Source organism: Paramylibacter kogurei, from assembly GCF_002742285.1.
In the GTDB taxonomy this organism is placed as follows: Bacteria; Pseudomonadota; Alphaproteobacteria; order Rhodobacterales; family Rhodobacteraceae; genus Amylibacter; species Amylibacter kogurei.
In genome coordinates this window covers 183661-201379 of record NZ_MDGM01000014.1, presented here as the reverse complement: position 1 = coordinate 201379, position 17719 = coordinate 183661, and the positions used below count along the sequence as shown (strand labels likewise).

The following is a 17719-nucleotide window of genomic DNA, read 5'->3' as shown; positions in this document are numbered from 1 at the left end:
AAGGCAATTCGCAGTAATGCGCCGATACATCACAATTCAGTATCGGCGCATTTGCATCACATATTTGGATAATTTGGGCCTTCGCCACCTTGGGGTGTGACCCAAGTGATATTTTGGCTCGGATCTTTGATGTCACAAGTCTTACAGTGCACACAGTTTTGCGCATTGATCTGAAAACGCGGGTTTGAACCATCATCATCACGCAACACTTCGTAAACACCCGCAGGGCAATAACGTTGTGCGGGTTCTGCAAATTCGGGCAGATTGACATCAATTGGGATATTTGGATCACCCAATTGCAAATGGCATGGCTGTTCTTCTGCGTGGTTAGTTGCCGAAAAACTCACATTTGTCAGACGATCAAAGCTGAGCTTGCCATCTGGTTTTGGATAATCAATCGGGGCGTAATCTGCGGCTTTACCTGTTGATTCCGCATCATTTTTGCCGTGTTTCACTGTGCCAAACAGGCTGAACTTGAAAATGGTTTGAAACCACATATCAAACCCACCCAGCATCATACCAATTTTCGGGCCGAACTTGCCATTCATCGGTGCAACGTTACGCACAGGTTTCAAATCTTTACCAACCGCGCCTTCGCGCAATTCAGTGTCATACGCTGTTAATTCATCACCTGAACGACCAGCCTTGAGCGCGTCATGCGCAGCCTCAGCCGCCGCCATGCCAGACAACATGGCGTTATGATTACCCTTGATCCGTGGCAAGTTCACCAAACCAACCGAACAGCCCAACAATGCACCACCTGGGAAACAGGCTTTTGGCATTGATTGGAAACCGCCCTTGGTCACAGCACGTGCGCCATATGCCACGCGTTTACCGCCCTCTAACACCTTGGCGATGTCGGGGTGATGTTTCCAGCGCTGGAATTCCATATATGGAAACAGATGTGGATTTTTGTAATTCAAATCAATAATATAACCCACGTACACTTGGTTATTATCGATGTGATATAGGAACGAACCACCACCGGCTTCATTGCCAAGCGGCCAACCCAATGTATGGGTCACTTCGCCTTCGTTATGGTTTTCAGGTTTGATTTCCCAAATCTCTTTCATGCCCAGACCGAATTTTGGAACATCCGCATCTTTGGCAAGGTCATATTTTGCGATCACTTGTTTGGACAAAGAGCCACGCACACCTTCGGACAAGAATACATATTTGCCATGCAATTCCATTCCGGGCTCATATCCTGGGCCTTCGCTACCATCGGGGTTTTTGCCAAATTCGCCTGCAACAACACCCTTCAATTCACCGTTTTCACCGTAAACCAATTCTGAACAGGCCATGCCTGGGAATACTTCTACACCCAATGCTTCGGCTTGTTCGGCCATCCAGCGGCACACATTTGCCATTGAAACGATGTAATTCCCATGATTGTTCATCAAAGGTGGCATCGCAAAATTAGGGAGCTTTTTGCTGCCCTTTTCGGACAACATCAAAAAGTTGTCTTCTTTCACCGCCACATTAATTGGTGCACCTTTTTCTTTCCAATCTGGGATCAATTTGTTGATACCCGTTGGATCAAGCACCGCACCAGACAAAATATGCGCCCCAACTTCGGAGCCTTTCTCCAGCACAACAACATCTAGATTTTCATCAAGTTGCTTTAATCGGATCGCAGCAGACAGGCCAGCAGGGCCAGCGCCCACAATAACCACATCGTATTCCATAGACTCGCGCATATTTTCGCTCATAATTTTCTCTCCGGCTGTGGGGCGCACCCATTCGCTTTATTGTTGCAAATGAACGTAACTGAGAAATAATTGATATGAAAGAAAAACGCGGCGTATTTTGGCCGATTATTACCTTTCTAACGACTATTTTAACATGCTATTGCGCCCAAGTGTTCGCACGCATAGTGTCGATTAAGACAAAAAGAAGAAAAGGCATTTGATAATGGAAAAAATTCCTCTGACCAAAGCAGGTTTTAAATCCGCCGATGATGAATTGAAAAAGCTAAAATCGGTTGATCGTCCATCAGTTATTCGCGCCATCGCAGAGGCACGTGAACATGGCGATTTGTCGGAAAATGCCGAATACCATTCAGCGCGCGAACTTCAAAGCCATATCGAAGGTCGTATTAAAGAATTGGAAGCGATTATCAGCCGTGCAGACATCATCGATGTGACCAAATTATCCGGCGCGATCAAATTTGGTGCAACCGTAACATTGGTTGACGAAGAAACCGACGCGGAAAAAACTTATCAAATCGTTGGCGAACACGAAGCGGATATCGAACGTAGCTTGTTGAATATCAATTCACCCATTGCACGCGCCCTGATTGGCAAAGAAGAAGGTGATAGCGTCGAGGTGAAAACACCTGGTGGCGTCAAAGATTACGAAATTCTTGCGGTCAAATTCATCTAGCATCGGAACCCAACAGTGGACGCAATTGTGAACAATAAAATCTTTCGCATTGGCGCTGGTGTCAGTGCGATTTGGGTTCTTGGTGTTATTGCCTTTTTTATTTTCGCACCGATGCAAAATGGTATGGATTTTATATCGTTTGTCGGGATTATTTTACCCTTGGTTATCATTTGGAGTGCGGTTTTTGTTGCGATTGCGGCCCAAGATATTCGCGACGAAACGAATGCACTGCGCGATGAAATGCAAGACATTCGCAATGTTGCATTACGCCAAAACACCGCGCCGTCCCTGACCCAAGATTTCGAAATCCGCCAACAATTGGATCAAATTGCCGATCTAACTCGGCGTAATGATTCACGCATGTCCGCGCTTGCGGCAAAAACGCTGGGCGATACGGGCCATCCTGCACCTCCACGTCAAACGCCTGCTTTGAACACCCGCAAAATTCCAACTGCGGATGATCTGAACCAAGGTGATCTTCCGCTACCAATATCAAACGAAGACGGGCGCGTGCCAATTTCAATCCCTGAATTTATCAAAGCGTTAAATTTTCCAGATGATGCCAAAGACAAAGAAGGGTTTCGCGTTTTACGCCGCGCATTAGAAGATTTTCGCACAGCGCCGCTCATTAGTAGCGCAAAAGATTTGCTTACCTTGTTATCCGAAGACGGCATTTACATGGATGATTTCAAACCCGATCGCGCAAAACCCGATCTGTGGCGTCAATTTGCGCATGGGAAACGTGGTAAAACCGTCGAAGCGTTGGGGGGTATCCGTGATGAATCCGCACTTGCGCTTGCCAATGGGCGCTTGAAAAATGATCCAAATTTTCGTGAAATTGCACATGTGTTTATGCAACAATTTGTATCCGTTTTCGAAGAGTTTGAAAAAAACGCAGAAGATGGTGAATTGATCGCCATGTCGGAAACACGATCAGCAATGTGTTTCATGTTGCTTGGCCGTGTGAGCGGCACATTCACCAACGCCTAAATCCCAAATGCGCCATAGGGGTAAAAGGTGATCAGATCACCCTTTGCCACATCCATTTTATGATCGGGCAATTCAACCAAACCCGTCGCCCAGCTTAGCCCCGAAATACGGCCAGAGCCTTCGGATTTAAAAATTTCAACTTGGTTGTCATCGTTCAGTCGCGCACGCAAAAATTCGCGTCGACCCGCCTTTTTCGATTTACTAAATGCCGCTGGCAATTGAAATCCGCGTGGGGCATTCCACCCTGCCCCAGCCATCTCAGACAATGCAGGTCGGGCAAAAATTAGGCTGCACACAAATGCCGCGACAGGGTTTCCTGGGAACCCGAAAATCGGCGTTTCCTGCCACATCGCAAGCGCAAGCGGGCGCCCTGGTTTGATCGCAACACGCCAAGTTTGAAGCGTTGCCTCTTGGGTCAGTATATTTGAAACATGATCCTCGTCACCCGCCGATGCCCCGCCCGTTGTGATAATCGCATCCACGGTTTTCGCACCTTTTGCAAATGCTTGGCGGATCTGATCGGGATCATCGCCGACATGCCCCAAATCCACGGCCACGTATCCCCAACGCGAAAGCAAATCCAATAACATTGGTCGGTTAGCATCGAAAATTTGCGCGTTCTGGGTAATGTTTCCATCTGATACCAATTCATCGCCCGTTGACAGCACACCAACACGCAATTTTTGATACACATTCACATCATCCACACCAGTTGCAGACATGATTGCGATATCTTGGGGCTGAATTTTATGTCCCGCTTGAAAAAGCAATTCACCAGAAATCACATCTTCGCCTGCGCGACGTGTGTTTGCACCCTGTTTCAGCCCAGATTCAAAATGGACCTGATTGTTTTCGATATGCACGTCTTCTTGTAAAATGACGGTATCAACACCGTCAGGCAGCCGCGCACCTGTCAACACGCGAATTGCGCTGTTTGGTGGAACGGTGGCATCATATGCTTGTCCCGCTGCTGCGCGACCATCGATCAGCGGTAAAGTTTTTTGCTCTTGTTTGGGCAAGCTATCAAATGCAAATCCATATCCATCAACAGCGGAATTTGCGAATGGTGGGTTCGAAGTTTTCGCAAAAACATCTTTTGCCAGTATCCGACCGCCAGCGGCAATTACTTCAACTTGTTCTGTTCTCACAACAGGTTTCATCGCGTCTTTTAACATCGCAAGCGCAACATCCACAGGTGTCCAATCCACACCACGGGGTAATGCGAAACAATCGTTAGAAAGCTTGGGCAGCTGCGTCATTTCAATCCCACTTGCGTTAATACAAAATCGGCGATTGCGTTGGTATCATCCAGATGTAGCGTCTTTTTGTTCAACAAAACCTGATCGCCATCGCTTGCGATCAAACATATCGCAGGATCAGTTTGCGCCAACAATTGTTTTTCATTTACGACGCGATGGCATTCCAGTTTTTGGTGTGTTTCGGTTTTAAAACCTTCAACAAGCACCAAATCCACTGGCGACATTTGGGCCAACAAATCATCAAGGCTTGGTTCGGGCGCATCGCGCAATTCGGTCATCAATGCCCATCGATTTGCAGACGCTAACATGACCTGTTCTGCACCTGCTGCGCGGTGGCGAAAACTATCGCGTCCGGGCTGATCAACATCGAAATCATGATGGGCATGTTTCACCGTTGAAACCGAAAATCCCCGCGCAGAAATTTCCGTAACCAACCGTTCCACCAGTCCCGTTTTGCCGGAATTTTTCCAACCAACCACACCGAATATTTTCACGCAAAATACTCCTGATACATACGTTCCGCAGCTGACATATCATCAGGCGTATTGACGTTAAAGAATGGATCAAAATGTGTATCGTCAAACACGACGCCAACGCAATCGTGTTGCGATGTCCATTGCACGACTTTGCGAATATCATTCGCAAGCGCATGACGCAGATTTTGGCGCAATGCCACTGGCCAAATTCCAAACGTTGGATGCCGCGCAAACCGTGGGTTTTCATCGCACCCCATTGCCATGGCCAGTGTGTGTTCACCCAATCCATCCTGTAATCGCGCAACCAAATCGTTTGGAAAAAATGGTGTGTCTGCGGCAACCGTTACAATATGTTTGGCACCCTGTGACGCCGCCCAATCCAATCCCGCCAATACCCCCGCTAATGGCCCCGCAAAATCCGCAATACTATCTGCAATCACTGGCAGGTTAAAATTTGCGAACCGTGATGCATCACCATTCGCATTCAGCGCAATTCCATCTACCTGTGGTTCAAGCCGGTCAATCACATGCTGTAACAACGGTTGCGCGCCAAGCATGCGCAAACATTTATCACCCCCACCCATACGGGTTGATTGCCCGCCTGCAAGGATCACACCCAACATTATTTTTGCCCTTTTTGTTTCGGCTTTTCATCGCGAACGGTGGTCAGATCAGCGTCATATTCAACGCGGTCATCACCGCTTAAACACACGAACCGTTGCCCACGCAATCGCCCGATCAAAGTCAACCCAACTTGATTGGCGATTTCCACACCCCACGCGGTAAAGCCAGAGCGCGACACCAGAATGGGTATACCCATCAGTGCGGTTTTAATCACCATTTCAGATGTTAATCGCCCAGTTGTATACAGAATTTTATCATCGCCGTTAACCTTGTTGGACAACATCCATCCAGCAACCTTGTCCACTGCGTTATGGCGCCCGACATCCTCCATATAGACCAGCGGTTTGTCTTGCTCACACAAAACCGTTCCATGAATGGCACCTGCATTCAAATATAAACTTGGCGTCACATTGATTTCGCGCGACAGCGTATAAAGCCACGATGTGCACAGTGGTGCTGTGGGAAGCGTAAGCCCATCTAAGCCTTCCATCATATCGCCAAAAACCGTACCCACAGCACAGCCAGATGTACGCGTTTTCTTTTGTAGCTTTTCTTCGTAATTCGCACGCCCATCCGTGCGGACAACCACGGTTTCCAATTCGGCGTCATAGTCAACAGATTTTACAATTTCACCATCACCCAACATGCGTTGGTTTCGCAAAAAACCAAGTGCCAAATATTCGGGGTAATCGCCAATTGTCATCGCGGTGACAATTTCTGTACCGTTCAAAAAAATGGTTAGCGGGCGTTCTTCGACAACCGCGATATCTTGCAATTCACCACATTGATCACGCCCAGATACACGTCGTGTCAAACGCGTATTTCTGAGGTCTGGTGCGATAATATATTGAATATCACTATTCGTCATGCCCATGATCACTTTTTGACAATTGCAGCTTCGCAGTTGATGGATTATCCAGAAACAGCGTACTGCGCGAAACTTTCTTTTCCAAGGTCATAACAATGAATGATACACCACTTTCGCCCAAATCCGCCTTTTGGTTGGGGTTTCGCGATATGGTGCCATTTTTATTGATCGTTGTTCCCTTTGCGTTGTTATTTGGCGCCGTGGGAACCGAAGTGGGATTAAACATTGCACAGACGATGGCGTTTAGCATCTTGGTCATTGCTGGTTCATCGCAATTTACCGCATTGGCGTTAATGACCGAAAACGCACCGACATTTATTGTATTGCTAACTTCGCTCGCAGTGAACCTGCGCATGGCGATGTATTCTGCTGCATTGGTTCCCCATATTGGGCGATTGCCATTAACAACGCGTGCTATATTTTCATATTTCTTGGTTGATCAAACATTCGCCATGTCATTGAACAAATACGAAGCAAACCCAGGTATGACATTGGCGGCAAAGGCAGGGTATTTCACAGGTACGTTTTGTTTCATTGCACCGTTCTGGTATGTGTTCACATTGGTTGGCGCATTGGTTGGGGCGCAAATTCCCGCTGAATTCGCTTTGGATTTTGCGGTGCCAATTTGTTTCATTGCGCTATCCGCTCCGATGATGCGCAGCTTGCCCCATTTTGTGGCAGCCATAACATCCATTATTTTTGCGCTTCTGTTCGTGAATATCCCCTATAACCTTGGGCTTATCCTTGCCGCGGTTATCGCCATGATTGTTGGCGCACAAACCGAACAATGGCTAAAGAATAGGACAATATCATGACCTATGATCAAGGAACAATTTGGTTCATCATCATCGGCTTAGGATTGGGTACGTTTTTGATCCGTTTTTCCTTTTTGGGAATTATTGGTGATCGCGAATTACCCAAATGGTTTTTGCGGCATTTGAATTTTGTTGCAGTTGCTGTGATGCCAGGATTGATCGCCCCATTGGTTGTGTGGCCCGCGGCGACAAATGGTGTTTTAGACACCCCACGTATGTTGGCTGCGTTGGCCGCATTTGGATTTGGCATATGGCGCAAAAGTGTGATCGCGGCGGTCTTGGCTGGATTTATCGTGCTTTATGCGGCGTTGTATTTGTTTGGCTAAACAGGAAGCGCGGTTGTTTTAAACACGGTGCGTAATGCAAAACTAGATTGCATCTGTGCCACATGCGGCAATCGCGATAAACGGCTTCTGTGGATTGCAGCAAAATCATCGGTATCGCGTGCGACAACCTTTAACAAATAATCGGCGGCACCCGCCATCAAATGGCATTCCAAAACATCGGGGATCAGGGCAACACCACGTTCAAATTCCTCTAAAATCGCATCCGATTGGCCAGACAATGTAATTTCAACAAATACCGTTGTGCGCCGATTGATTTTACGCGCATCCAACAAGGCAACATAATCTTTGATGATCCCTGCTTTTTCCAACAACTGAACACGCCGATAACAGGCGGACGCCGAAAGCGAAATTTTTTCCGCGAGATCGGCATTGGACATGCGTCCAAAACGTTGCAATGTGTTCAAAATTCTTCGATCTATTTCGTCGATCTGCATATTTTCTACGTTTCTTTCAATTTTCATCAGATTATTCGAATTTTCCACGATCTTTATGCCAATCATTCGTTAATTAGGCAAGAAACTCCGCTTTTTTGGATGCAAAGTTATCCTAATCAATGGAGGAAATTATGATTATTGGCTGTCCCAAAGAAATCAAAAACCAAGAATATCGCGTTGGCATAACCCCAAGTGCTGCGTTTGAGGCCGTGCATCACGGACATAATGTATTGATCGAAACCAATGCTGGTGTCGGCGCTGGTTTTTCAGACGCCGATTACGAAGCCGTAGGCGCAAAAATCGTGGCCAAGGCCAGCGATATTTTCGAACAATCCGAAATGGTGGTAAAGGTCAAAGAACCCCAAGCCGTCGAGCGCAAACAATTGCGCAAAGGTCAAGTGTTGTTCACATATCTTCACCTTGCGCCCGATCCCGAACAAACCAAGGATTTGTTGGAATCTGGCGTGACCGCAATTGCATATGAAACCGTCACGGATCGCAACGGTGGCTTGCCGCTGCTTGCACCAATGTCAGAAGTTGCAGGGAAACTCGCGCCACAGGTGGGCAGTTGGGCATTGCAACGCGCAAATGGTGGGCGCGGAGTTTTGATGGGTGGTGTACCCGGAGTTAGCCCAGCAAAAGTGGTTGTTATCGGTGGCGGAAATGTTGGCACCCACGCTGCACGTGTTGCCGCGGGCATGGGTGCGGATGTCACCGTTTTGGATATGTCGTTGGATCGCATGCGTTATCTTGATGATGTCTTTGGCGGCACATTCAAAACCAGTTTTGCGTCCAAATCCAATACGCTCGATTTGATTGCAACGGCGGATATGGTTGTGGGTGCGGTACTTGTCCCCGGTGCAGCAGCGCCAAAATTGATTTCTCGCGCTGAATTGGCGGGTATGAAGCCAGGTGCGGTTCTGGTGGATGTTGCCATCGACCAAGGCGGATGTTTTGAAACATCCAAGGCCACAACACATGACGATCCAATTTACGAAGTTGATGGTATCGTTCATTATTGCGTCGCCAATATGCCAGGGGCCGTTGCCCGCACATCCACAATCGCGCTTGGCAATGCAACAATGCCATTCATGTTACAACTTGCTAACAAGGGTTGGAAACAGGCCTGTTCAGATAACCCACATCTGATGGCAGGGCTGAATACACATGCCGGCAAATTGACATATGCCGCGGTTGGTACGGCGCTTGGGATTGAGTCTATCACACCAAGTGATGCGCTTAATATCTAAGCCTTTAACATAAGCCGTTTTTGAACGGCAGGGTCGGGCATATTACACATATCTGCCCGACCAAAAAATCGGTATCGATTGCGCGCCACAAAATAATACAGCTTATCCTGAAGTGGCTTTGGCAAAACGCGAAGTATTCTTAACAGTTTCCAAACCCCACCAAATCGATTGCCCACACGTATCAAGGCATCTAGCGAATGATACGCATATCCATTTTCCAAAAATAACCAGCTGTTAGGATCGCTGGGATCTAGCCCGTAATGGCACAAGAGGTTTTGACCCAGTTCTGTTTGGATCGGAATAATACGAAATTCGCCATCGCGATCATTTCGTGCTATCCACGCCGCCCCTTTTGCACAAAGCGAACAATTTGCATCCATTACCGTGAACGGTCCATCATGATCTAGGCTTTCAACTTGTCGAAAAGAATATGGGATTTCTGAATTTTCCATACAGAACAAATAGACAGGAAATACAAAACACTCAATTTGACATTTGCGCACAACCCACAAAAAAGCCCGCCAAAAATTGGCGGGCTTTCAATCCAAAACAGGTTGGATTATTTTTTCAATGCAGCCAAGATATCAGCCAACAATTCGTTATCTGTTGGGCCTGCCGGTGCTTCTTCTGCTGGCTCTTCTGCTTTTTTGGTTTTGTTCACTGCTTTTACAAGCATGAACACAACAAACGCGATGATCAAAAAGTTGATGATCGCCATGATGAAACGACCGTATGCGAATACGGCAGCACCCGCTTCTTCGGCTGCGGCCATTGATGCGTATTCACCATCGCCTAGCAATGCGTACATGCTAGAAAAATCAATACCGCCCATAAACAGGCTGATGATTGGGTTAATCAAATCAGATACCAATGAACCAACGATTGCGGTAAATGCGGCACCGATAATGATACCAACTGCCATGTCCATGACGTTACCCTTGGCAATAAAGTCTTTAAATTCTTTAAGCATGAGTGTTCCCCTTTGTTATGCTTGCACAGATAATTCTGCGCTTGACGGTTATTTGGTAAAGTAAAAGTGATATTTCAAGTATTCCCACCCCAGAAATACACCAACCTTTCTATTTTCCAAACAAATTCCCCCAATAATTTGTAGACATTTATTTGCCATCACTACGTGAACAGGCAGTGAATCAATCAAATTGGTTTAACCCACTACAGGAAATTGATTCCCGCCCATCAAATATCCTTACAAGCACTTCTATTTTATTTATTAATAACAAGGGATTACAAGTTTCTCTATGCGCCCATAACTTTTTTCTTGCAATGTTTTGAAATTGGATTACATCGCGCATCAGACGCCAACGCACGCGCCTCTGGCCGGCGGGTTCTCCGCCCGTGTTTACGTAGCGACGGTAACGTCTCCCTTGGAACTGAGCGGTCATATATGGCCGGGTCTTTTGGAGATGACCAATGAACGTACACACACCCGACGCGCGCGGCGCTTTTGCCGTGCCAACTTCAATGCGATACAACGCCGTTGAAAATTACATCCGCAACACAACATTCGATCGCCCAACTTTGGTGTTGGACACCGATATCGTTGCTCAACATTATCAACAGTTGAAAGCGGGCTTGGGCAACGCGAATATTCACTATGCGGTGAAAGCAAACCCAACACGCGAAATCATTGAAACACTGGTTGCGCAAGGCTCGCATTTTGATGCCGCATCGCGTGGTGAAATTGAATTGTGCCTATCCTTGGGTGCACAGCCATCAGATATTTCATTCGGTAATACCGTTAAACGCGCGTCTGATATCGCATTTGCGTATCATGCTGGTATTACATTATTTGCCGCCGATGCCGAAGAAGAATTGGAAAAATTGGCCGAGCACGCGCCAAAATCCGAAGTATACATTCGCCTGATTGTTGATGCGTCAGAGGCCGATTGGCCATTGTCACGTAAATTTGGTTGTGCCCGCGACAAAGCGTTGTCATTGCTTGGCTATGCGCGTGATTTGGGTTTGAAACCTGTTGGTTTTTCCTTCCACGTAGGTTCGCAAACACGCCGTTCTGCAATGTGGACAGTTACCTTGGATCAAATCGCACAAGTTTGGACAGATGCACATGCTGCTGGTTTTGAACTTGACCTGTTGAACATTGGCGGTGGCTTCCCCGCGTTTTATGGCGAAGAAATCGAAGGTCCAACTGCATATGCCGCTGGTGTCATGAAACTGGTTCATGCGCGTTTTGGCAATGTACCACGCATCATGGCCGAACCTGGCCGTGGCTTGGTTGCCGAGGCTGGCATGATCGCCGCCGAAGTATTGCTCGTGTCAAAAAAATCAAACAACGATACACATCGTTGGGTATATCTCGACATCGGTAAATTTTCTGGTCTTGCCGAAACAATGGACGAAGCAATCCGTTATCAATTCGTCACAGATCGTGATCACGAAGATACAGGTGCTTGTATCCTTGCCGGGCCATCATGTGATTCCGCAGATGTATTATATGAACTACGCCCTGTGCAATTGCCGCTTGGTTTGAAATCTGGTGATAAAATCATGATCCGCAACTGTGGTGCATATACATCCAGCTATTCATCCGTTGGGTTCAACGGATTTCCTCCGCTAGCTGTCGAAGTTATTTAAATGCAAAGGCCCGCAAAACTGCGGGCCTTTTTGTTTTGGGTATCAAAAACCCTAAAATTCAAAATCATTGGCGCGGAAATCTGATATGTCCACATTGGTGACGTTGATAAAGAAATCATCATTCACCTTAATTCGCACCCCAGTATCGCTGCGCCATTCAACAAATTCCAAATCTGAAAAACTCACGCCAAACGCACTGAAATCGATAGTGTCTACGTTATCTTCATAATCCAAGATTGAGTTGCCGTTTGTATCTGTTGCCGCGAAGATGAATGTGTCACTATCATCGCCACCATACAGCCGGTTGTTCCCTTCTCCACCATAAAGATCATCGGAACCAGATCCACCGCGAAGCGTGTCACGATCATCACCACCGTACAAAAAGTCGTTCCCAGAATTGCCGGAAATACGATCACGTCCAGCATCCCCATAAACGGTATCATTACCTGAACCACCGTTTAATTCATCGCTGCCTTCACCGCCGGTCAATTCATCATTGCCAGAGCTACCGTTCAGTTCATCGTTGCCATCGGCACCGATCAATTCATCATTCCCAGCACCGCCATCAAGCAAGTTGTTCGCCGCATTCCCTGTAATCAAATCGTCGCCGCGCCCGCCAAACGCCTGTTCAATGACGACACCGTTTGCGATGGTAAATCCTCCGTAAACCCCATCGACATATGACATAAAGCCACCGCCACCAATTTCGTATTCAAGGGTTGCCGCGCGCAGATCAATCACCGCATCACTTGATCCAGTATAGGTAATGTTATCGCGCCCACCGGTATCCCAAATTGCGCTATACCCAGTGCTTGCGTTATTCGAATTTGCCAAAGTGTAACTGGTCACACCGTTGTTGTTACTGGTGTTCACGCCATACATGTTTTGAAGTGCTGCAATATCGATTGGCGCAAAGGTTGAGATAAACCCATAATTATTGTTTGGCGACATCCCGTCTGGCCCAGTCTGCCAGCCGTCGTTATAGCTCATCGCGGTATAAACAGTTTGGTTTAAATCATAATCACCATATGAGCTGGACGATGAAACACCCTGCATAACCGCCGTGCCGATTCCGTTGTCATGCGTATGCCCTAACCCAAGGCCGTGGCCAAATTCATGCACCGCAACACTGTAAGCAAAACCGCCCTGATCCAATCCACCACCAGATGACGGGCTCCAGCCACCAAGTGTGTCGTTCAACATACCATAGCTGCCATTGCCGTTACTGTCGGGAAAATTAAAATACCCAAAAAGACCATTGCCAAGATTTGCTGACCCGACAGTCAGGTCTGCCTGTGATTCAATTGTTGTGATGCGAAATTCGATATCCGCGAATTCTTCAATGCCTTCATAAACGGAAAACAATTGCGCGCGTTCATAACTGTTGAGTGATGTTGTTACATATCCATCCACACTACGCCCGCCTGGCATGAAATACACATAAACCACACCGTTATCATCAATGGGATTTACGCCTTGCACCGAATCCAACAACGTTGGAGGAACAGCTGTTTCAACCTCTAACCGATAACCACCAGAATAAAAGTTCGAATAGCTTTCAACTCCAACATAGTAGGTCCCAGACGACATCGCAGTATAGGTTAAGCCAGAATATAATCCGACATAATCGTCATTTTGAGAAATTTCGACACCTGCAGAATTATACAAATATAGATGTGTATCTTGAACGGGATTCGATCCCGACCCCGTCAATTCGATAAATACAGTTTCGTCTTCGCCCAACGTCAACCGATACCAATCAACGTCAGATGGCGTTTCCAATGTCCCCGTTAAACTTTGGCCAACAGAAATCGTCGCAGTTGTGCTGGTATTACCCGGAATGGTATTGCTGTTTTCATCGGAGATCTTGCTATCACTAAACACGCTATTTGCTTTTGAAATATCATTTGCAAAATCGTTACTCTTAAATATCGACATATGGGAACTCCGGGTCATCGTCAGGTTAAAAATTTCTTGTGCCACAATACCTTACAAATTTGTACAATATTGTGGCAACTTTTAATTAACTTAACAGGTCGGCTTTTATCCGCGCAGGACACCACCTGTTGCTTTGCCAACTTTGTCGATGACTTTGGCGGATACGGCCTCGATGTCTTTGTCGGTCAATGTTGCATCTTTTGGTTGAAGCTTGACCGTAATCGCAATTGATTTCTTACCCGCACCCATTTGCGATTCCGCTTTTTCACCGCTGAACACGTCAAAAACAGATGCATCAACGATCAACGCTTTGTCCGCACCTTTGGCGGCGTTCAACAATGTGAGCGCCTCCACATCTGAATCAACAACAAAGGCAAAATCACGATCAACCGATTGCAAATCTGAAATTTTCAACGCGGGACGCGTGGTTGATTTTTGCTTTGGGAACGGTGGGTTTGCGATGTGAACGGCAAATGCCACTGCGGGGCCTTTGACGCCCATTTCGCTCATGACTTTGGGGTGCAATTCACCAAACGCACACATCACATTTTTGGGGCCAAGCGACAATTTACCAGAACGCCCAGGGTGCCACCATTCACGCGCACTGCGCATAACCATCAATTTTTCGGGTGCGCCGATGGCGTTTAAAACGGCTTCGGCATCGGCCTTCGCATCATATGCATCCACTGCGCGACGTGCCCCATGGGGATCACGCGGGCCCGTGTGACCGATCAACAAACCTGTTGCCAGAACCTCTTGTTCACCGGGTTCACCACCGTGAAAAACAGGGCCGACCTCGAACAGCGCCATATCCATGATACCGCGCGCTTGGTTGCGCGCGGCCGCTTGTAACAATCCGGGCAGCAGGCTTGGGCGCATATGGCTCATGTCGCTGGAAATCGGATTTCCAACCATCACGGCATCGTCCCCACCACCAAACAGTGTCGCGGATTTTTGATCGATAAAGCTATAGGTCACACATTCATTGTAACCCAATGATGCAATCATCCGACGCGCGGTTGTTTCGCGTTTTTGCATGGGTGAAACAACAGGTTTGGAAATGCCCTCGACGCGTGGCGGCAAGGGTTTACCCACCAGTTTGGTCAGCGATGCAATGCGTGCAACCTCTTCAACCAAATCCGCTTCGCCCGTCACATCGGGGCGCCAGCTTGGAACGAACGCTTGATCGCCCTTGATTTCGAAACCAAGATCGGTCAGATATTTCACCTGATCATCGGCGGCAATTTCCATACCAACCAATGATTTCACACGATCCGTGTCCAAGGTATAGCTGCGGCTGGTATCAGGGATTTCTCCGGCAACGATCAAATCAGATGGCTCGCCTCCTGCATGATCCAAAATCATGCGCACAGCGTGATCCAAGCCAACAGGCGTGAATGCGGGATCAACACCGCGTTCAAATCGGTACCGCGCATCAGAATTGATTTTTAATTTACGCCCAGTGATCGCAATGGTTGTCGGGTCCCAATATGCGCTTTCAACAAATACATTCACCGTGTCATTGGTACAGCTTGTATCCAAGCCCCCCATAACACCCGCAATGCTTTCCACGCCATTATCATCGGAAATCACCATCATACCTGCATCAAACGTATATTCTTTGTCATCAAGTGCAGTGATTTTTTCGCCACCCTTGGCACGATGCACGCGCAAGTTTCCCGTAACCTTATCCGCATCAAAAACATGCAACGGACGATTGCGATCATATGTGAAAAAGTTTGTCACATCGACAAGGAATGAAATCGGGCGCAATCCAATCGCCTTTAGCGCGGCTTGCAGCCAAGCGGGGCTTGGCCCGTTTTTTACACCCTTAATCAAACGCCCATAAAACACGGGACAGCCATCGGTGGTATCACTATCAATGCTGACCTTAATTGGGGATTCAAACGAACCCGCGATTGGTGTTTCCAAATCCCGCTGTTTCAACACCCCCAAACCACGTGCGGCCAGATCGCGTGCGATACCACGCACGCCCAGCGCATCGGGGCGATTGGGCGTAATCGCAATTTCAATCACGGGGTCAATTTTTTCGGGTGAATGTTTCGCCAAATAATCAACGAATTTCGAACCAACGGCAGGCTCGCCAGCCAACTCGATAATCCCGTCATGTTCGTCCGACAATTCCATTTCACGTTCGGACGCCATCATGCCGTAAGATTCTATGCCACGAATTTTGCCAACACCAATGGTCGTATCAATGCCCGGCACATAAACGCCGGGTTTGGCGACAACCACATGGATTCCTTCGCGGGCATTTGGCGCACCGCAAATAATCTGTAATTCGCCCTCGTCCGTATCAACCTTACACACGCGCAGCTTATCCGCATCAGGGTGTTTTTCTGCGTGTTTCACATAACCGATCGTGAAATCAGAAAGCGTATCAAGCGGATTGACCACATCCTCCACTTCCAACCCAAGGTCGGTCAGCGCATATGTGATGTCATCAATGGATGCATCCGTGTCGAGGTGGCTTTTAAGCCAAGAGAGTGTGAATTTCATCGTGAAATCCCCCCGTGCAAATTGGGCATATCAAGTGCGGCAAAGCCATAGTGGCGCAGCCAGCGTAAATCTGAATCGAAAAATGCGCGCAGATCGGGGATGCCGTATTTTAGCATCGCAATACGATCAATCCCGATGCCAAATGCAAAGCCTTGGTATTCTTTGGGGTCAACACCACCCGCGGCCAGAACCTTGGGATGAACCATGCCAGAGCCGAGGATTTCCAACCAATCATCGCCTTGACCGATTTTCAACTGGCCATTGTCCCATGAACAACGAATGTCCACCTCGGCACTTGGTTCGGTGAATGGGAAATGTGATGCGCGGAAACGCAATTCAATTTCATCCACTTCGAAAAACGTGCGACAGAATTCCTCTAATGTCCATTTCAGGTTGGCCATTGAAATGTCTTTGTCCAGACACAGGCCTTCGAATTGGTGAAACATCGGCGTGTGGGTTTGATCATAATCGGCGCGATAAACGCGACCGGGGCAAATCACACGGCAAGGTGCACCATATTTTTCCATATGGTGAATTTGAACGGCACTGGTTTGGGTACGCAAAACATGTGGTGGGCGATTGTCGCCATCCGCACGATGCATGTAAAATGTATCATGTTCTTGGCGTGCGGGATGTTCGGGCGGGATGTTGAGCGCATCGAAATTATAATAATCCGTTTCGATCTGTGGACCATCGGCCACATCAAACCCAAGGTTGCCAAAAATCGCATAGATTTCTTCGGTTACTTGGCTAATCGGATGAATGCTCCCTGCACGACGTGGTCGGCCAGCAAGTGACACATCAATCCATTCTGTTTGCAGTCGCTCGTTCAAAATCGCATCTGCAAATGCGGATTTTTTCGCGGCAATGGCAGAATTGATTTCGTCCTTAAGGGCATTGAGTGCGGGCCCCGCCGTTTGGCGCTCCTCCGGTGTCATTTTACCAAGCTCGCGCATTTTCAATGCGACTTCACCCTTTTTGCCAACCGCGGCAAGACGCAAGTCTTCTAATGTGGATTCATCACCCGCATCCGCAATTCCACCCAGATATTTTGCTTTGAGTTCGTCCAAGCCTTGCATACCGCTGCCCTCTTAATTTCGTGTGGATGGCCTAGCATAGATAACGCGAAATGCAAGGGGTTGGCGGCGTTAACACTTCGTTAGCCATAAGTTGATTTAACTTGGAAAAACCGCGAAAGGA

Annotated in this window: 17 protein-coding genes; 6 read left to right on the top strand and 11 right to left on the bottom strand. The window is 47.6% G+C overall.

What is annotated here, in order from left to right; all coding sequences use genetic code 11:
- Positions 1-56 precede the first annotated feature (56 nt).
- On the bottom strand, positions 57-1712 hold the full coding sequence (locus BFP76_RS13680) for an electron transfer flavoprotein-ubiquinone oxidoreductase (RefSeq protein WP_099594505.1): 1656 nt from the start codon (positions 1710-1712) through the stop codon (positions 57-59).
- Between the two features lie 202 nt (positions 1713-1914).
- Here BFP76_RS13680 and greA point away from each other — a divergent pair, with 202 nt between their 5' ends.
- Together greA and BFP76_RS13670 are read left to right on the top strand one after the other, a co-directional pair.
- Entirely contained in the window at positions 1915-2385 is a 471-nt protein-coding gene (gene greA, locus BFP76_RS13675) for a transcription elongation factor GreA (RefSeq protein ID WP_099594504.1), read from the top strand.
- Positions 2386-2412: 27 nt separating this feature from the next.
- The gene (locus tag BFP76_RS13670; protein WP_133117442.1) at positions 2413-3375 is read left to right on the top strand and encodes a hypothetical protein; all 963 of its coding nucleotides are present in this window, start codon (positions 2413-2415) and stop codon (positions 3373-3375) included.
- Here BFP76_RS13670 and BFP76_RS13665 read toward each other — a convergent pair.
- From BFP76_RS13665 to BFP76_RS13650, 4 genes are read right to left on the bottom strand one after another with little or no spacing between them, the layout of a single operon-like run.
- Positions 3372-4634 (bottom strand): molybdopterin-binding protein, encoded by a 1263-nt coding sequence (locus BFP76_RS13665; protein WP_099594502.1) that lies wholly within the window; start codon positions 4632-4634, stop codon positions 3372-3374. The two genes, BFP76_RS13670 and BFP76_RS13665, sit on opposite strands and share 4 nt — an antisense overlap.
- Complete coding sequence (gene mobB / locus BFP76_RS13660) at positions 4631-5128, bottom strand: molybdopterin-guanine dinucleotide biosynthesis protein B (protein ID WP_099594501.1); 498 nt, start codon at positions 5126-5128, stop codon at positions 4631-4633. The genes BFP76_RS13665 and mobB overlap by 4 nt, the downstream gene beginning before the upstream one ends.
- A complete protein-coding gene (gene mobA / locus BFP76_RS13655; RefSeq protein WP_099594500.1) occupies positions 5125-5733 on the bottom strand; it encodes a molybdenum cofactor guanylyltransferase MobA in 609 nt (202 codons plus the stop codon). The genes mobB and mobA overlap by 4 nt, the downstream gene beginning before the upstream one ends.
- Complete coding sequence (locus BFP76_RS13650) at positions 5733-6608, bottom strand: formate dehydrogenase accessory sulfurtransferase FdhD (protein ID WP_099594499.1); 876 nt, start codon at positions 6606-6608, stop codon at positions 5733-5735. The genes mobA and BFP76_RS13650 overlap by 1 nt, the downstream gene beginning before the upstream one ends.
- 89 nt (positions 6609-6697) lie before the next feature.
- On the opposite strand from BFP76_RS13650, the gene BFP76_RS13645 reads away from it, so the two are divergent.
- Together BFP76_RS13645 and BFP76_RS13640 are read left to right on the top strand one after the other, a co-directional pair.
- Complete coding sequence (locus BFP76_RS13645) at positions 6698-7417, top strand: AzlC family ABC transporter permease (protein ID WP_099594498.1); 720 nt, start codon at positions 6698-6700, stop codon at positions 7415-7417.
- Entirely contained in the window at positions 7414-7743 is a 330-nt protein-coding gene (locus BFP76_RS13640; protein ID WP_099594497.1) for an AzlD domain-containing protein, read from the top strand. Before BFP76_RS13645 ends, BFP76_RS13640 begins: the two co-directional genes overlap by 4 nt.
- Here BFP76_RS13640 and BFP76_RS13635 read toward each other — a convergent pair.
- On the bottom strand, positions 7740-8198 hold the full coding sequence (locus BFP76_RS13635) for an Lrp/AsnC family transcriptional regulator (protein WP_099594585.1): 459 nt from the start codon (positions 8196-8198) through the stop codon (positions 7740-7742). The genes BFP76_RS13640 and BFP76_RS13635 overlap by 4 nt on opposite strands.
- Before the next feature lie 131 nt (positions 8199-8329).
- Between BFP76_RS13635 and ald the strand changes: the two genes are divergently transcribed.
- Entirely contained in the window at positions 8330-9448 is a 1119-nt protein-coding gene (gene ald / locus BFP76_RS13630) for an alanine dehydrogenase (protein WP_099594584.1), read from the top strand.
- On the opposite strand, the gene BFP76_RS13625 is transcribed toward ald, so the two are convergent.
- Together BFP76_RS13625 and mscL are read right to left on the bottom strand one after the other, a co-directional pair.
- Positions 9445-9900 carry a thiol-disulfide oxidoreductase DCC family protein gene (locus tag BFP76_RS13625; protein ID WP_099594496.1) on the bottom strand — a complete coding sequence of 152 codons (456 nt, stop codon included), beginning with the start codon at positions 9898-9900 and terminating at the stop codon, positions 9445-9447. The two genes, ald and BFP76_RS13625, sit on opposite strands and share 4 nt — an antisense overlap.
- Before the next feature lie 107 nt (positions 9901-10007).
- A complete protein-coding gene (gene mscL, locus BFP76_RS13620) occupies positions 10008-10418 on the bottom strand; it encodes a large conductance mechanosensitive channel protein MscL (RefSeq protein ID WP_099594495.1) in 411 nt (136 codons plus the stop codon).
- Between the two features lie 461 nt (positions 10419-10879).
- On the opposite strand from mscL, the gene BFP76_RS13615 reads away from it, so the two are divergent.
- A complete protein-coding gene (locus BFP76_RS13615) occupies positions 10880-12061 on the top strand; it encodes a type III PLP-dependent enzyme (RefSeq protein WP_099594494.1) in 1182 nt (393 codons plus the stop codon).
- A 51-nt stretch (positions 12062-12112) separates the two neighbouring features.
- On the opposite strand, the gene BFP76_RS13610 is transcribed toward BFP76_RS13615, so the two are convergent.
- From BFP76_RS13610 to pheS, 3 genes are all read right to left on the bottom strand, one after another.
- Complete coding sequence (locus tag BFP76_RS13610) at positions 12113-13999, bottom strand: M10 family metallopeptidase C-terminal domain-containing protein (RefSeq protein ID WP_165775724.1); 1887 nt, start codon at positions 13997-13999, stop codon at positions 12113-12115.
- 105 nt (positions 14000-14104) lie between these two features.
- A complete protein-coding gene (gene pheT / locus BFP76_RS13605) occupies positions 14105-16519 on the bottom strand; it encodes a phenylalanine--tRNA ligase subunit beta (protein WP_099594492.1) in 2415 nt (804 codons plus the stop codon).
- Positions 16516-17589: a phenylalanine--tRNA ligase subunit alpha gene (pheS, locus tag BFP76_RS13600; protein ID WP_099594583.1), complete on the bottom strand. Its 1074-nt coding sequence runs from the start codon at positions 17587-17589 to the stop codon at positions 16516-16518. The genes pheT and pheS overlap by 4 nt, the downstream gene beginning before the upstream one ends.
- Positions 17590-17719 lie beyond the last annotated feature (130 nt).

Bases quoted from the DNA above. Each gene is read 5' to 3' on its own strand.
- BFP76_RS13680 (WP_099594505.1), bottom strand. From the start codon at position 1,712: ATGAGCGAAAATATGCGCGAGTCTATGGAATACGATGTGGTTATTGTG.
- greA (WP_099594504.1), top strand. From the start codon at position 1,915: ATGGAAAAAATTCCTCTGACCAAAGCAGGTTTTAAATCCGCCGATGAT.
- BFP76_RS13665 (WP_099594502.1), bottom strand. From the start codon at position 4,634: ATGACGCAGCTGCCCAAGCTTTCTAACGATTGTTTCGCATTACCCCGT.
- mobA (WP_099594500.1), bottom strand. From the start codon at position 5,733: ATGTTGGGTGTGATCCTTGCAGGCGGGCAATCAACCCGTATGGGTGGG.
- BFP76_RS13650 (WP_099594499.1), bottom strand. From the start codon at position 6,608: ATGGGCATGACGAATAGTGATATTCAATATATTATCGCACCAGACCTC.
- BFP76_RS13645 (WP_099594498.1), top strand. From the start codon at position 6,698: ATGAATGATACACCACTTTCGCCCAAATCCGCCTTTTGGTTGGGGTTT.
- BFP76_RS13640 (WP_099594497.1), top strand. From the start codon at position 7,414: ATGACCTATGATCAAGGAACAATTTGGTTCATCATCATCGGCTTAGGA.
- BFP76_RS13635 (WP_099594585.1), bottom strand. From the start codon at position 8,198: ATGCAGATCGACGAAATAGATCGAAGAATTTTGAACACATTGCAACGT.
- ald (WP_099594584.1), top strand. From the start codon at position 8,330: ATGATTATTGGCTGTCCCAAAGAAATCAAAAACCAAGAATATCGCGTT.
- BFP76_RS13625 (WP_099594496.1), bottom strand. From the start codon at position 9,900: ATGGAAAATTCAGAAATCCCATATTCTTTTCGACAAGTTGAAAGCCTA.
- mscL (WP_099594495.1), bottom strand. From the start codon at position 10,418: ATGCTTAAAGAATTTAAAGACTTTATTGCCAAGGGTAACGTCATGGAC.
- BFP76_RS13615 (WP_099594494.1), top strand. From the start codon at position 10,880: ATGAACGTACACACACCCGACGCGCGCGGCGCTTTTGCCGTGCCAACT.
- BFP76_RS13610 (WP_165775724.1), bottom strand. From the start codon at position 13,999: ATGTCGATATTTAAGAGTAACGATTTTGCAAATGATATTTCAAAAGCA.
- pheT (WP_099594492.1), bottom strand. From the start codon at position 16,519: ATGAAATTCACACTCTCTTGGCTTAAAAGCCACCTCGACACGGATGCA.